A 12793-nucleotide genomic window follows, 5' to 3' on the forward strand; every position below is an offset into this window, starting at 1 on the left:
CCAAGTGCGGGCGGCTGAAACACATCGGCCGCCCCTTATTTCAGAGAGAGTACAATGTCTGACGCACCTACCCAATTTGCGGAAGACGAGCGGATCAAAACCCGTTCGAAATTCCGCGAAGCCATGATCCGACCCGAATTGGGCGGCATAATCGGCACCATCACCGTATTCGCGATGTTCCTTATTTTTGCCGGTGACAGCGGCATGTTCAATAGTCAGGGCGTGATGAACTGGAGTCAGATCTCCGCCCAGTTCATGATCATTGCGGTCGGTGCCTGCCTGCTGATGATCGCGGGCGAGTTTGACCTGTCGGTCGGCTCAATGATTGGCTTTGCGGGTATGTTGATCGCCATTTTCAGCGTAACGCTGGGCTGGCCGGTCTGGTTGGCTATTCTGGTGACCTTTGCAATCGCCACGGTCATCGGTGCGCTGAATGGATTTATCGTGGTGCGCACGGGTTTGCCCAGTTTTATCGTGACACTGGCGTTTCTCTTCATTCTGCGTGGCTTTGCTATCTACCTGCCGCAAACCATTGAACGTAAAACCATTATCGGTGGCGTGGCTGACGCAGCCGAAGGTGATTGGTTGGCGGCGCTGTTCGGGGGTAAAATTCTGACCGGCCTGTTTCAGTGGTTTGGCGACAACGGCTGGATTGCTGTTTTTGAACGTGGTACCCGGAAGGGGCAGCCGGTGGTCGAGGGTCTGCCGATGCTCATCGTCTGGGCTATCCTGCTGGTGATCATCGGTCATGTGATCCTGACCAAAACACGGTTTGGCAACTGGATCTTTGCGGCGGGTGGTGACGCTGAGGCCGCGCGGAACTCCGGGGTGCCTGTTAACCGCGTGAAAATCCTGATGTTCATGTTCACAGCTTTTTGCGCAACCGTCTTTGCAACCTGCCAGGTGATGGAGTTTGGCGGCGCCGGGTCGGATCGCGGCTTGCTGAAAGAATTTGAGGCCATCATTGCGGTGGTGATTGGTGGCGCGCTCCTAACCGGTGGCTATGGCTCGGTTCTGGGTGCCGCGCTAGGCGCGCTGATCTTTGGCGTGGTGCAGCAGGGATTGTTCTTTGCCGGGGTCGAGAGTTCCCTGTTCCGGGTGTTCCTCGGACTGATCCTGCTGTTTGCGGTCATTCTCAACACCTATATTCGCCGCGTCATTACAGGGGAGCGCTGATATGTCCATGTCTCAACCCTTGATCCGGATGCAGGGCATCGAGAAGCATTTTGGCAGTGTGATCGCGCTGGCTGGTGTCTCGGTTGATGTGTTCCCGGGTGAATGCCACTGCCTGCTTGGCGACAATGGCGCCGGAAAATCTACCTTCATCAAAACCATGTCCGGGGTGCATAAACCCACCAAGGGCGACATTCTGTTTGAAGGTCAGCCGCTCCATTTTGCGGATCCGCGTGATGCGATTGCCGCAGGGATTGCCACGGTGCATCAGCATCTCGCGATGATCCCGCTGATGTCAGTCAGCCGCAATTTCTTCATGGGGAATGAGCCGATCCGCAAGATCGGCCCGCTGAAGCTGTTCGACCATGACTACGCCAATCGCATCACCATGGAAGAGATGCGCAAGATGGGCATCAATCTACGTGGGCCGGATCAGGCTGTTGGTACCCTGTCGGGGGGGGAGCGTCAGACCGTAGCCATCGCCCGCGCGGTGCATTTCGGCGCCAAGGTGCTGATTCTGGATGAGCCGACATCGGCGCTGGGTGTACGTCAGACCGCCAATGTGCTCGCCACCATCGACAAGGTGCGCAAGCAGGGGGTGGCCGTGGTATTCATCACCCACAATGTGCGTCATGCTCTTGCAGTTGGCGACCGGTTCACGGTTCTGAACCGGGGCAAGACCCTTGGGACTGCGCAGCGTGGTGACATCTCTGCCGAGGAACTGCAGGATATGATGGCAGGCGGGCAGGAACTGGCAACGCTTGAGGGAAGCCTTGGCGGTACGGTCTGAGGCCACAGAATATACATTGAGAAAAATCCGCCGGGACTAGGCTCCGGCGGATTTTGTTTTAGGCCTCTTCGCGCGCCCTGCGCAGAACTCCTGCAGGCGGGAGCGTGCCGACTTCTGTCTCTACCGGCTCGGCGAGGTGGTTGAACCAGAATTCCTCCGTCGCGGTCTGGCGCATACGTACACCCTCGGGCATTTTGCGGATGTTTATGCCCGCACGGGTGCAGAGCGTTGCGATCAAGTGGTCCAGGCCCAACGGATCCAGCCATCCGGCACAATAGACCTGATTGTCCGCAGCGACAGCGACAGCGTGCCCAGCTGAGGTTTCGATCAGAACACTGCCCTCGCCATCCAGTGTTTCCAGATAGCCGACAACTGCGCCGTCGCCGTTTGCGAGTGGCAGCGGCATATCCGGTCGGAGGCTTTCAACGGCTGCGACGGCAATATCCAGCCCCTGCAGGTCAGGCGGTAGCGGCGAGGTTGGAATCCTGAAATCCTCATCCCGCGCAGCTGTTCGCGGACCATAGAGACGCAGACCTGTCGCGTCGGCCAGTGCCCCACGCAGGTCATCCGATAGGTGTACCAGACCGGGGGCAAGGATCAGCTCATATCCGGTGAAATCGGTTTGGGTCGGCGGGATGATGTCAACAGACAGACCCGCGCGACGCAGGGCACGGTAGTGATCCAGCACGAGGTCGAAGTAACTCAGACCTTGACCATGTGGCTGCACCTGCCAGGCCCATTCTGCATCATAATCGAAGAGCAGCGCCACAGGAGCCTGCGATGGCGCAACCTCACTCGCGCTTGTCAGTTCTTCGGCCACCTGACGGGCCTCGATCATGGCGGGGGTCTCTGCACTATCGGGACGCAGCAATCCGGCATGGAGTTGCTCCTGCGCAAAAGGGGCCTGACGCCAGCGGAAATAGCAAACTGCCTCCGCCCCATGGGCAAAAGCCTCCCAGGTCCAGAACCGCACCATGCCGGGCAGGGGAGCGGGGTTGTAGGGCGCCCAGTTTACCGGGCCGGGCTGCTGTTCCATCACCCACCAACGCCCGCGCCCCACGGCACGGTAGAGGTCATGATGAAAGGCCTGAAAATCCGGGTCACCCTGTCGCGCATACCGGCGCTGATCCTCGGCGCTGGCACCAACCCGGTCCTCAAGAAAGCCCAACGGGTAGCTGTCCCAGCTGGCGATCTCCAGATCCTCTCCGACCTTGTAGTGGTCAAAGTCGGTTACTCGTCCCATATAGTTATGCGCAATCGGCGCGTCGGAATGGGCGCGCAGGATCTCCACCTGATCGCGGTTGAAGCTGACAACCTGGTCCGATGAAAACCGCCTAAATGCCTGAAGATGGGCAGGGTTCGGTTCGGTCACGGTGAGGTTCGGCAGACCGATCTGGTCAAAGCGTTCATACTCCATCGACCAGAACGCGTTCCCCCAGGCAGCGTTCAGCGCGCAAATGTCACCTTTGAAACGGGCCTCAAGCCAGTGGGTGAAGGCGGCGGCTGCGGCCGGGGAGTAGCTTATCGTGGTGTCGTGGCAGCCGTATTCATTGTCCGTTTGCCATGCGGCGATGCGATCGCCGGGGCCGTAGCGTTCCGCTATCAGGGTGACGATCCGTCGGGCCTCTGCACGGTAGCCTGTATGGCTGAAACAATAGTGCCGACGCGAGCCAAAGCCGCGCGATCTGCCATCTGCATCGAGCGCAAACATATCCGGGTGGCGGTCCACCATCCACCGGGGCGGGGTGGCGGTGGGGGTGCCCAGCACCACTTTCAATCCCGCCGCGACCAATGTGTCGATGGCGCGATCCAGCCAGTCCCATTTCAGATCACTGGGGTTGGGTTCTATTCGTGACCAGGAGAACTCGCCAACACGAACCCAGGTCAGCCCCGCTGCGACCATGCGCGCGGCGTCCTCCTGCCAGATGTCTTCCGGCCAATGTTCTGGATAGTAGCAGGTGCCAAGCGTGCGCTGCATGAAAGTCCTCAGAGAATGACGCGATGTTCGCGCTGGCCTTTGGCCGTCGTTTGAATGCTGTAGGTCTTGCCCGCTGCCGGATCATCCAACCCGTCTGCGGCGGTGGTGATGAACAGGTATGACAGGGACTCCCCACCAAGTGCGGGGCAGGAGGCCTGCGCGGTCGGGACCGAATAGATCTCTGTCAGCTCCCCCGTTGGGGTGTAGATGGCAACACGGCTTGCCCCCCATTGCGCGTTCCAGAACCGGCCTTCTGCGTCGACAATGGCGCCATCTGGGCCGAAATCTTCGCCGCTAAGATCGATAAATACTGATGGCGCGCCTATCGGCCATCCGTCTTCGGCAGCAAGCGGCTGACGCATGATCTTGCCAGTCTTGGTGTCGGCGAAATAGGCGAATGATTTGTCCGGGGCAAAACAGATCGCATTGGTGATGGTCTGGCTCGCAACCAGCTGGCGCAGCTCGCCCCGATAGTAACGGTAGATCGCGCCGAGGCCGAACTCCGCATTGTAGCCCATTGTCCCGATCCAGAAGCCGCCCCAGGGATCTGCCCGGCCATCGTTCGAGCGCGTCAGGGGCTGATCCGCCTCCAGATCTATCAGATGGGTCCGCGCGCCACTTTCGATATCAAACCGCCAAAGCGCTCGGGCGCTGGCCATGATCAGGGTCGTCTCATCGACCCACCCGGCGGCGGACACGCAGTCATCAAATTGCCAGATGATCTCCTTGCCCCCAGCAACGCTGAGCAGCCGCTTTTCGAGGATATCAAACCAGAACAGTTGCCTGCGGGTTGGGTGCCACAGCGGACCTTCGCCAAGGGTACAGCGGGTTTCGCTGAAGACCTGCGCCACCGCCGCGTGGATTGTTGTTGGTTCACCTGCCATCAAAGGCCTCGTCATAGGCGGCAACGGTTTCTGCGGCGAGGCGGGCGACATCTTCGACCGAGCGGCCGGGTTTGTAGAGAGAGGACCCGATGCCAAAACCGGTAATGCCCGCCTTTTGCCAATCGGCAAAATCTGCAGGCCCGACACCGCCAACTGCGTAGGTTTCAGCATCAGCGGGCAGGACCGCTTTCAGCGCAGAAAAACCGTCCAGCCCCAGTTTGAAGGCAGGGAAGAACTTCAGACCATCAGCCCCGGCTCGGAGAGCCGAAAAACACTCTGATGCGGTGAAAACCCCCGGATAGGACAACATGCCTGCGGCTTTGGCAGCGCGGATCACATCCGGATTGCAGTCGGGCGAGATCACCATCTGTGCCCCCATGGCTGAGAGCTGAGCAACCGCATCGGTGTTGAGCACAGTGCCTGCACCGACTGTGGCGCGCCCCTTCGCCTGATCCAGCATGGCGGCGATACTGTCGTAAGGGTGCGGAGAGTTCAGCGGCACTTCGATCTTGGTGATACCTGCAGCGATCAGGGCGTCGGTCATGGCGCGTGCCTCTTCGGGACGCAGACCGCGCAGGATGGCGATGATATTTCGGCTCATGGGGTTCGGCTCTTTTGCAATTGGTCATAGGCGGCGCAGAGGCCGGAAAGGGTCAGGGTTTCGGCATCAACGCGCTGGGGTGTACACCCCAGCGCGGATAGGGCTGTTTCATAGCAACGGGCCAGTGTGTCGGTGCCCAGGATGGTGACGGATTTGTGTGACCAGTAATTTTCAGTCGCGGCAAGCTCGGCCCCGATCAACAGACCCGAGAGACGTGCCCTGCCGGTTTCTGGCCGCTGGCCGGAAAGCAACGCATCTGCGCGCAGACGAAACAGCTGTGCCGCGATCCCTGCCGGAGCTGCGAGAGTCTCGGTGATGGCCTGCGTAAAAGCGGTGTCATCCCAACCTTCCTCAGACACGCAGTGTTTCAGCACGGATTGCCCGCGAAGAAGGGCAAACATCTCGCCGGTCATGAAGGTCGAGAAGCTGATGACCCGGCCTTGATCTAGTTTGGCCCATTTGCTGTGGGTGCCGGGCAGGCAAATGACCTGAGGCCCGGTCTGATTGCCGTCTTGTGCAAGGTACCCCGCAATCTGGGTTTCTTCCCCGCGCATCACATCCGCCGGCTCGGTCGTCTTGATGCCGGGTAGCAGGTAAACGGTCAGGCGTTTGTCCTGTATCACCGGTCGGGTCGCCTCGGCTATTCCCGGCGGGGGGCAGGGTGCGGCGGCATAAGGGGCCTCTGCCCAGCCCTGACGGGAGCCTGCCATCCCGCAGCAGATGACTGGGATTGGATCGGTATCGCTGTAGTCATCAGGTGTCAGATGACCACCAAGCAGGCCCAGCAGTGTCGGTTCATAGTCCTGCGGACGTAGACGCGACATGCCGCGGTCAGAGGTGATGCGGTCAATCACTTGATTTTGGGCATCCATCACCCATAGCCGCAGCTGGGTTGTTCCCCAATCCGCCGCTATCCATACAGGTGCAGATGTGTCTGGTGTCTTCTCAGGCAGGAGATCGGGCGGTGTTGTCATCCCGTCACCACAACCCCGCCGTCCACCACCAGAGTCTGGCCGGTAACCATGCGGCTTGTTGCAGAGCCCAAGAACAAAGTGGAGCCGACAATATCCTGAGGCGCCAGATGGTCCTTCAGGCACTGGCGTTCCAGATGGGCTGCAAGCGCCTCGGGCGTTGCCCATTGATCAAGCTGCTTATCCGTCAGCACCCACCCCGGCGCCAAGGCATTGACCCGTATGCGATCGGACCCGAACTCACGTGCGAGGCTCCGGGTCATCCCGTTAATACCTGCATTTGCGGTGGTGTAGGCGGGGTAGCCGTTGTTGCCCATCATGTAGCTGATGGAGGTGAAGTTGACGATCGATCCGCCCCCGGCAGCCTGCATCCCCGGCAATACGGCCTGACAGGCAAAGAAATAGGCTTTGAGGTTGATCGCCTGCGCCCAATCCCAAAACTCTTCGTCCACATCCAATGTGGCATGGCGCTGATCGTTGGCGGCGTTGTTCACCAGTGTGGTGATCGGGCCATGTGCCTCTGCTGCCTGCTTAATAGCCGCTTTCAGCGCCGGAATATCGGTGATGTCGCATTGAATGAACAGGGGCCGGTTGCCAGTCTCGGCTTCCATGCGGTCAACAAAGCCAGAGGCGTCAGAGCGTCCGACAAAGGCAACCCTTGCGCCCTGCCGCAGAAACCCTTCGCTCAGCGCGGCCCCGATGCCGGAACCGCCACCGGTGATGAAAACTGATGCGCCCTTCAGGTCCGGAAAGATTGCAGTATCGCTCATCAGTGGCTCTCCCGTGTGACGGGGCGGGTATCTTTGCCCACGAGGAAATCAAGGTCAGCGCCTTTTTCAGCCTGAAGGACACTGTCGACATAGAGTTTTGCATAGCCGCGCGTGTAATGCAGCGGCTCTGGCTGCCAGGCCTCCCGGCGCGCGGTCAGCTCTTCCTCCGAAACCAGAAGGTCAAGCGTGCCGTTCTTTGCACTGACCCGGATCCGGTCGCCGGTCTGCACCAGACCAAGGGGGCCGCCAGCCTGTGATTCTGGCGAGACATGCAGAATAACTGTCCCAAAGGCCGTACCGGACATGCGACCATCGGAAATGCGGATCATGTCACGCACGCCTTCGCGCACCAGTTTGCGGGGGATCGGCATATTACCGACCTCGGGCATGCCGGGATAGCCTTTGGGGCCGACGCCTTTCAGCACCAGAATGCTGTCTTTGGTCACCGGTAGATCGTCGCGGTCAATATTGGCTTTCATGTCCTCAATGGTCTCAAAAACATGGGCGACGCCTTCGTGCTCCAGCAGATGATCGGTCGCGGCTGAGGGTTTGACGATGGCCCCGTTGGGCGCAAGATTGCCGCGCAGAACACGCAGGCCCGCTGCCGGTTTGACGGGTTCGTCAAAGCTCTTGATGACGTCGTCGTTGAAACATTCGGCACCCTCGGCATAGGCCAAGATATCGCCGCCCAGAACGGTGGTGTTGCTGCGCAGGTGCCCATTATCGGCAAGTTGCTTCAGCACGACAGGCATGCCGCCCGCATAGCAGAAATCTTCCATCAGATATTTGCCTGAGGGCATGCAGTTCACCAAGAGGGGGATGTCGCTGCCCAGATCAAAATCGTCCAGAGACAGTTCTGCACCAACGCGGCCAGCCAGCGCCAGAAGGTGGACAACCGCATTGGTGGAGCCGCCAACCGCTGCGTTGGCCATGATGGCGTTGACGAAGGCCTCGCGGGTCAGCACGTCGGACGGTTTGATATCCTCCTCTACCATCTCGACGATCCGCTTGCCGGTGAGATGCGCCAGCGCCATGCGACGGGCATCCACTGCGGGCAGGGCGGCGTTGGTGGGCAGGCTCATCCCCATCGCTTCGACGAGGGACGCCATAGTGGAGGCCGTGCCCATGGTCATGCACACGCCCTTGGACCGGCTCATGCCTGATTCTGCCGCCATGAAGTCCTGTAGCGTCATTTCCCCCGCGCGCACGGCTTCGGAAAACTTCCAGACATCTGTGCCGGAGCCGATATCTTTGCCCTGCCATTTGCCGTTCAACATCGGACCAGAGCTGACCACGATGGCGGGCAGATCGACCGATGCGGCGCCCATCAGCTGGCCAGGCGTGGTCTTGTCACAGCCGCCGAGCAAGACTACACCATCGATGCCGTAGGCCCTGATCGACTCTTCCACATCCATCGCGAGGAGATTGCGGAACAACATTGCGGTCGGCTTCATCTGGGTTTCGCCCAGCGACATGACCGGGAATTCAACAGGAAAGCCGCCCGCTTCCCACACGCCGCGCTTCACCCCTTCGGCGAGATCGCGCAGGCCGGAGTTACAGGGCGTCAGTTCGGACCACGTATTGCAAATTCCGATAATCGGGCGACCGTCAAAGGCATGGTCGGGAAAGCCCTGATTTTTCATCCAGCTGCGGTGGATAAATCCGTCTTTGTCCAGTTTGCCGTACCAGGCGCGATTTCGTCTGTCTTTGGTCATAGGCGTGTTCCTTCAATCACCCATATCGACTGCGGGAAGGTCCAGGGCAGGGTGATCCCTTGGTGCATCAGATATTGGCCGCTGAGACGGGCGGTTTCGGTTTTCAGGAGCGGCGAGCCACGCGACAGGCCGGGGGCATCGTCGCGGTTCAGCAGGCTGATTTCATACAGTGTACCCGGCTCCAGCCCGGTCAGGCGCAGAGGGCGGGGCAGGATCTGGGCACTGGCCGCGCTCAGCCCGGCGAAGGCGACGAACCGACTGCCATCCTCCGCGCGCTGCAACTCCGCAATGACCGCAGGATCGTCGCTGTCGAGCCGTAGAATATCCGCCCGCTCTGTCCAGTGACGATTGCCTTTCCACCAGCGGGTAACCTGGCGCAGGACGTCTGCTTCCTCCTCGGTCAGCTCGCGCGGGTCCATTTCAAACCCCATGTGGCGCTGCGCCGCGACCCAGGCGCGCAGGCGGATGTCTGTCTCCCGGCCAGAGGTGTGGCATTTTCGGGGGCCTACGTGGCTGCCGGTGACCACCATCGGCAGGAAAAGCGCCGCTTCATGCTGGATGCGCAATCGCTCAAGCGGGTCGTTGCTGTCAGAGAGCCAGACGCGGTGGGTGCGCGACAGGATGCCAAAGTCAATACGCCCGCCGCCTGATGAACAACTTTCAAACTCCACCGTAGGGAAGTCTGCCCGCAGCCGGTCAAAGAGCACATAAATCGCCTCGGCCTGCGCGCTGTCTGGTTCCGGGAGGACGCGATTGTGATCCCATTTCACATAGTCGATAGGATGGTCGGCAAGTACGGCTGAGATGCGCTCGTAGAGATAGGCCTGAACCTCTGGCAGCGCGATATTCAGCACCATCTGCTGTCGCCCCAGGACCTGATCAGGATCGCCCAGAACCCAATCAGGATGGGTGCGAAACAGATCGCTGTCCGGGTTGATCATTTCCGGTTCAAACCAGATGCCAAATGTCATGCCTTCTGCGTGGACGTGGTTGATCAGAGGCATCAGCCCATCGGGGTATTTGCGTCTGTCAATGGACCAATCGCCGAGCGATGTGGTGTCGTCATCCCGTCTGCCGAACCAGCCATCATCCAGCACAAACCGCTCTGCCCCTAGTGCCGCAGCCCGGCTTGCAATATCGCAGAGCGTAGCGTGATCATGGTCGAAATAGACCGCTTCCCAGCAGTTGTAATGCACCGGTCGCGGGCGCGCAGGGGCGGGGGGCTGGAGGATCTTGTCACGCAGATGACGCTGGAAGGCAATGGCGCAGCCATTGATCCCCTGATCCGAGAACACGGCATAGAGCGGTGCGGTCTTAAACTGGGTGCCGGGGCTGCGGCGGCTGCTGGTCGCATGGCCCCATTGGATCTGGCGACGCCCGTCGGGCAGTTCCTCTGCCAGCATTTTATGGCCACCAGACCAGCCGTAGTGAAGGGCATAGGCAGATCCTTGGCTGTTCGTGGCACCGGTGCAGGGCACGATCAGACCGGGGAAATGCTCATGCCCGGTGCGCCCTGTGGGGTTGTCCCTGAGGCGCGCGCCAACGCTCCAGGGCGTGCGGCTGGTCTGAAACTCTCCGATCCAGCGGCCGTGGAAATCGATCATCTCGTGACTGTTCTGAGGTGCCGGAAAGACCGGTGCAGAGAGCCAGTTCACACTGACTGGCTGCTCTGACGTGAGAGAGGCCGTCGCGCGGATCATGCCTGTTGCGAGCGTCAGCTCGAACCGCGCGCGATAGCGCAGCCCGTTTTTCGCATCGTGATACAGAAGGGTGAGGGTCTGATCATCTTCCTCGGCACGTTCAAAGGTGAAGCGGGGCAACAGCGCCTCGCCTGCGCTGTTCGTCAGTGACAGGCCGGGCTGGCCGGGGAAGCTGCGGCGCGCCTCGGGGCAGATCGACAGCGGCGGCACGGCGTCCAGCATCCCCCCCGTCACATCCATGTGCGCGGCGGCAACAAGCATTTCCAGATCGGTGCCGTCGGGCAGGCGCGGCCCCCAGTAAATGACCTCCGCCAGATCTGTGCCATGGGCGGCGAGGATCAGGCTTTGCCTCTGATCGTGAAGTGTCCAACAGCGGATATCTCTCACCGTGCTCACTTCACGGCCCCCAGGGTCAGACCGGCGATAAAGTGGCGCTGCATCAGGAAGAACATTGCAACCGGCGGCAGGGCCGCGACGATGCTGCCTGCGCTCATCAGATGATAAGCCGCTCGGTATTGCGCGTTGAAAGAGGTGATGCCTGCTGTCACCGGCTGGCTCTCGGCGCCCTGAGTCAGGACAACCGCCCAGAAATAATCGTTCCAGATGAAGGTAAAGATCAGTACGCTCAGCGCCGCAATTGCGGGTTTCATCAGGGGCAGCACCACAAACCAGAAGATCCGCCATTCCGCGACCCCTTCGACGCGGGCCGCCTCGATCAGTTCAAAAGGCAGGGCGCGGATGAAGTTGCGCATGAAGAGCGTGCAAAACCCGGTCTGAAAGGCAATGTGAAACAGAACAAGGCCGGTTTTTGTGTTGTAGAGCCCCATGTCCAGCGTCAGATCGCGCACTGGCACCATCAGGATCTGGAATGGGACGAAGTTGCCAGCAACAAACATGAAAAACAGCAACAGATTGCCGCGGAATTTATACACGCCAAGCGCAAAGCCCGTCATACAGGACAGGGCAACTGCACCGATCACGGTTGGTACAGTAATCAGAACGGAGTTCAGCAGGTAGCGCGGCATGTCGGAGCCAAAGAAGACTCGGCCATAATTGCTGAGCCCCTCAAAGGAGGAGGGCACGCCCCAGTAGTTCCCGGTGGTGAAATCGGCCTCTGGTTTGATCGAGAAGATGGCCACAGCGATCAGCGGCAGCAGCCACATGACAAGGGCAGCAGGGACCAGCGCCTGATAGGTTGTCTGCCACGCGCGCGAGCTGTTCTGGATGGGTTTCGGAAACATCAGCGGCCCCCTTTGTCGTCTTGGTACATGGACCACAGGAAATAGGCGATGAAGCAGAGCATGATCAGGAACAGCACCACGGCAATTGCGGCGCCATAGCCCATACGGAAGCCATATTCGGACAAGGCTTTTTCGAACATGTAGAACGACAGCACCCGGCTTGAACCAAACGGGCCGCCGTTGGTCATGATAGAAATAAGATCAAAGCTGCGCAGCGCGCCGATGATGGTTACGACAAACGCCACGAAGGTCGCCGGACGCAGCTGCGGGATGATCACATACCACAGCATCTTGGCGCCTTTTGCGCCATCCAGACGCGCGGCCTCGACCTGTTCGGGGTCAACCGCATTGAGGCCAGTCAGGTAGAGGATCATGCAATAGGCCGTCTGGGGCCAGAGGCCAGCAACGATAATGCCATAGGTCACCAGCGTTGGATCGCCCAGTACATTGATCGGGCCAAGCCCAACCCAGCCCAACACCTGATTAAGGAGGCCGAATGTGGGGTCATAGAACCAGCTGAACACCAACCCGACAACCACTTGGCTGATCACAAACGGAAAGAAGAACAATGATTTGTAGAGGCGGATACCTGTCACGGTCTGATTGAGGAACAAGGCGATGAACAGGCCGGCCGGGATCGCCAGAAGATAGAGCAGAAGCCATTTGAGATTGTTCCAGAGAGACACCTCGAATGCGCGATCATCCATCAATTCCCGGTAATTTTCCATCCCGATGAACTGCGGATCCCCCAGACCGTCCCAGCGGTAGAACGACAGGTTGAAGCTCTGCAAAATTGGGAAAATCACATAGAACAGAAAGAAGATCACCCCGGGCGCGAGGAACAGCCAAGGCGCAAGGGCCTGCCGGTTGCGCCTAAGCCAACTTTCACTGGCACCGGGTGAGGTGGCAGACGATCCGGTTTCTGGAGCGAGGTTCATCTCAGCCACGGGAAATCTCCCTTGTTGTCGTC

General features: G+C 59.8%; 11 protein-coding genes. 2 read left to right on the forward strand and 9 right to left on the reverse strand.

Going from position 1 to position 12793, the window contains the following annotated elements; translation table 11 throughout:
- The first annotated feature begins 54 nt into the window (after positions 1–54).
- Together J4721_RS00190 and J4721_RS00195 are read left to right on the forward strand one after the other, a co-directional pair.
- Positions 55–1176, forward strand: a complete 1122-nt coding sequence (locus J4721_RS00190) for an ABC transporter permease (RefSeq protein WP_211001830.1) — start codon at positions 55–57, stop codon at positions 1174–1176.
- Between the two features lies 1 nt (position 1177).
- Positions 1178–1963 (forward strand): ATP-binding cassette domain-containing protein, encoded by a 786-nt coding sequence (locus tag J4721_RS00195; protein ID WP_014873821.1) that lies wholly within the window; start codon positions 1178–1180, stop codon positions 1961–1963.
- Positions 1964–2021: 58 nt separating this feature from the next.
- On the opposite strand, the gene J4721_RS00200 is transcribed toward J4721_RS00195, so the two are convergent.
- The 9 genes from J4721_RS00200 to J4721_RS00240 are packed head-to-tail and all read right to left on the reverse strand — an operon-like array spanning position 2022 to position 12761.
- A complete protein-coding gene (locus J4721_RS00200) occupies positions 2022–3941 on the reverse strand; it encodes a beta-galactosidase (RefSeq protein WP_211001831.1) in 1920 nt (639 codons plus the stop codon).
- Between the two features lie 8 nt (positions 3942–3949).
- Positions 3950–4825 (reverse strand): SMP-30/gluconolactonase/LRE family protein, encoded by an 876-nt coding sequence (locus tag J4721_RS00205; RefSeq protein WP_211001832.1) that lies wholly within the window; start codon positions 4823–4825, stop codon positions 3950–3952.
- Positions 4815–5426 (reverse strand): 2-dehydro-3-deoxy-6-phosphogalactonate aldolase, encoded by a 612-nt coding sequence (locus tag J4721_RS00210; protein WP_211001833.1) that lies wholly within the window; start codon positions 5424–5426, stop codon positions 4815–4817. The genes J4721_RS00205 and J4721_RS00210 overlap by 11 nt, the downstream gene beginning before the upstream one ends.
- The gene (locus J4721_RS00215) at positions 5423–6400 is read right to left on the reverse strand and encodes a 2-dehydro-3-deoxygalactonokinase (RefSeq protein WP_211001834.1); all 978 of its coding nucleotides are present in this window, start codon (positions 6398–6400) and stop codon (positions 5423–5425) included. Before J4721_RS00215 ends, J4721_RS00210 begins: the two co-directional genes overlap by 4 nt.
- Complete coding sequence (locus tag J4721_RS00220) at positions 6397–7167, reverse strand: SDR family NAD(P)-dependent oxidoreductase (RefSeq protein WP_102876266.1); 771 nt, start codon at positions 7165–7167, stop codon at positions 6397–6399. Before J4721_RS00220 ends, J4721_RS00215 begins: the two co-directional genes overlap by 4 nt.
- Entirely contained in the window at positions 7167–8882 is a 1716-nt protein-coding gene (locus tag J4721_RS00225) for an IlvD/Edd family dehydratase (protein WP_014879348.1), read from the reverse strand. The genes J4721_RS00220 and J4721_RS00225 overlap by 1 nt, the downstream gene beginning before the upstream one ends.
- The gene (locus tag J4721_RS00230; protein ID WP_211001835.1) at positions 8879–10978 is read right to left on the reverse strand and encodes an alpha-galactosidase; all 2100 of its coding nucleotides are present in this window, start codon (positions 10976–10978) and stop codon (positions 8879–8881) included. The genes J4721_RS00225 and J4721_RS00230 overlap by 4 nt, the downstream gene beginning before the upstream one ends.
- Complete coding sequence (locus J4721_RS00235) at positions 10975–11823, reverse strand: carbohydrate ABC transporter permease (RefSeq protein WP_014873829.1); 849 nt, start codon at positions 11821–11823, stop codon at positions 10975–10977. Before J4721_RS00235 ends, J4721_RS00230 begins: the two co-directional genes overlap by 4 nt.
- Positions 11823–12761 (reverse strand): carbohydrate ABC transporter permease, encoded by a 939-nt coding sequence (locus J4721_RS00240; protein WP_198040766.1) that lies wholly within the window; start codon positions 12759–12761, stop codon positions 11823–11825. Before J4721_RS00240 ends, J4721_RS00235 begins: the two co-directional genes overlap by 1 nt.
- Between the last annotated feature and the right edge of the window lie 32 nt (positions 12762–12793).

Source organism: Phaeobacter sp. HS011 (assembly GCF_018101215.1).
GTDB classification, from domain to species: Bacteria; Pseudomonadota; Alphaproteobacteria; order Rhodobacterales; family Rhodobacteraceae; genus Phaeobacter; species Phaeobacter inhibens.

What these genes read in the sequence shown, in the direction of transcription:
- J4721_RS00190 (WP_211001830.1), top strand. Translation starts at nt 55, where the DNA reads ATGTCTGACGCACCTACCCAATTTGCGGAAGACGAGCGGATCAAAACC.
- J4721_RS00195 (WP_014873821.1), top strand. Translation starts at nt 1,178, where the DNA reads ATGTCCATGTCTCAACCCTTGATCCGGATGCAGGGCATCGAGAAGCAT.
- J4721_RS00200 (WP_211001831.1), bottom strand. Translation starts at nt 3,941, where the DNA reads ATGCAGCGCACGCTTGGCACCTGCTACTATCCAGAACATTGGCCGGAA.
- J4721_RS00205 (WP_211001832.1), bottom strand. Translation starts at nt 4,825, where the DNA reads ATGGCAGGTGAACCAACAACAATCCACGCGGCGGTGGCGCAGGTCTTC.
- J4721_RS00210 (WP_211001833.1), bottom strand. Translation starts at nt 5,426, where the DNA reads ATGAGCCGAAATATCATCGCCATCCTGCGCGGTCTGCGTCCCGAAGAG.
- J4721_RS00215 (WP_211001834.1), bottom strand. Translation starts at nt 6,400, where the DNA reads ATGACAACACCGCCCGATCTCCTGCCTGAGAAGACACCAGACACATCT.
- J4721_RS00220 (WP_102876266.1), bottom strand. Translation starts at nt 7,167, where the DNA reads ATGAGCGATACTGCAATCTTTCCGGACCTGAAGGGCGCATCAGTTTTC.
- J4721_RS00225 (WP_014879348.1), bottom strand. Translation starts at nt 8,882, where the DNA reads ATGACCAAAGACAGACGAAATCGCGCCTGGTACGGCAAACTGGACAAA.
- J4721_RS00235 (WP_014873829.1), bottom strand. Translation starts at nt 11,823, where the DNA reads ATGTTTCCGAAACCCATCCAGAACAGCTCGCGCGCGTGGCAGACAACC.
- J4721_RS00240 (WP_198040766.1), bottom strand. Translation starts at nt 12,761, where the DNA reads ATGAACCTCGCTCCAGAAACCGGATCGTCTGCCACCTCACCCGGTGCC.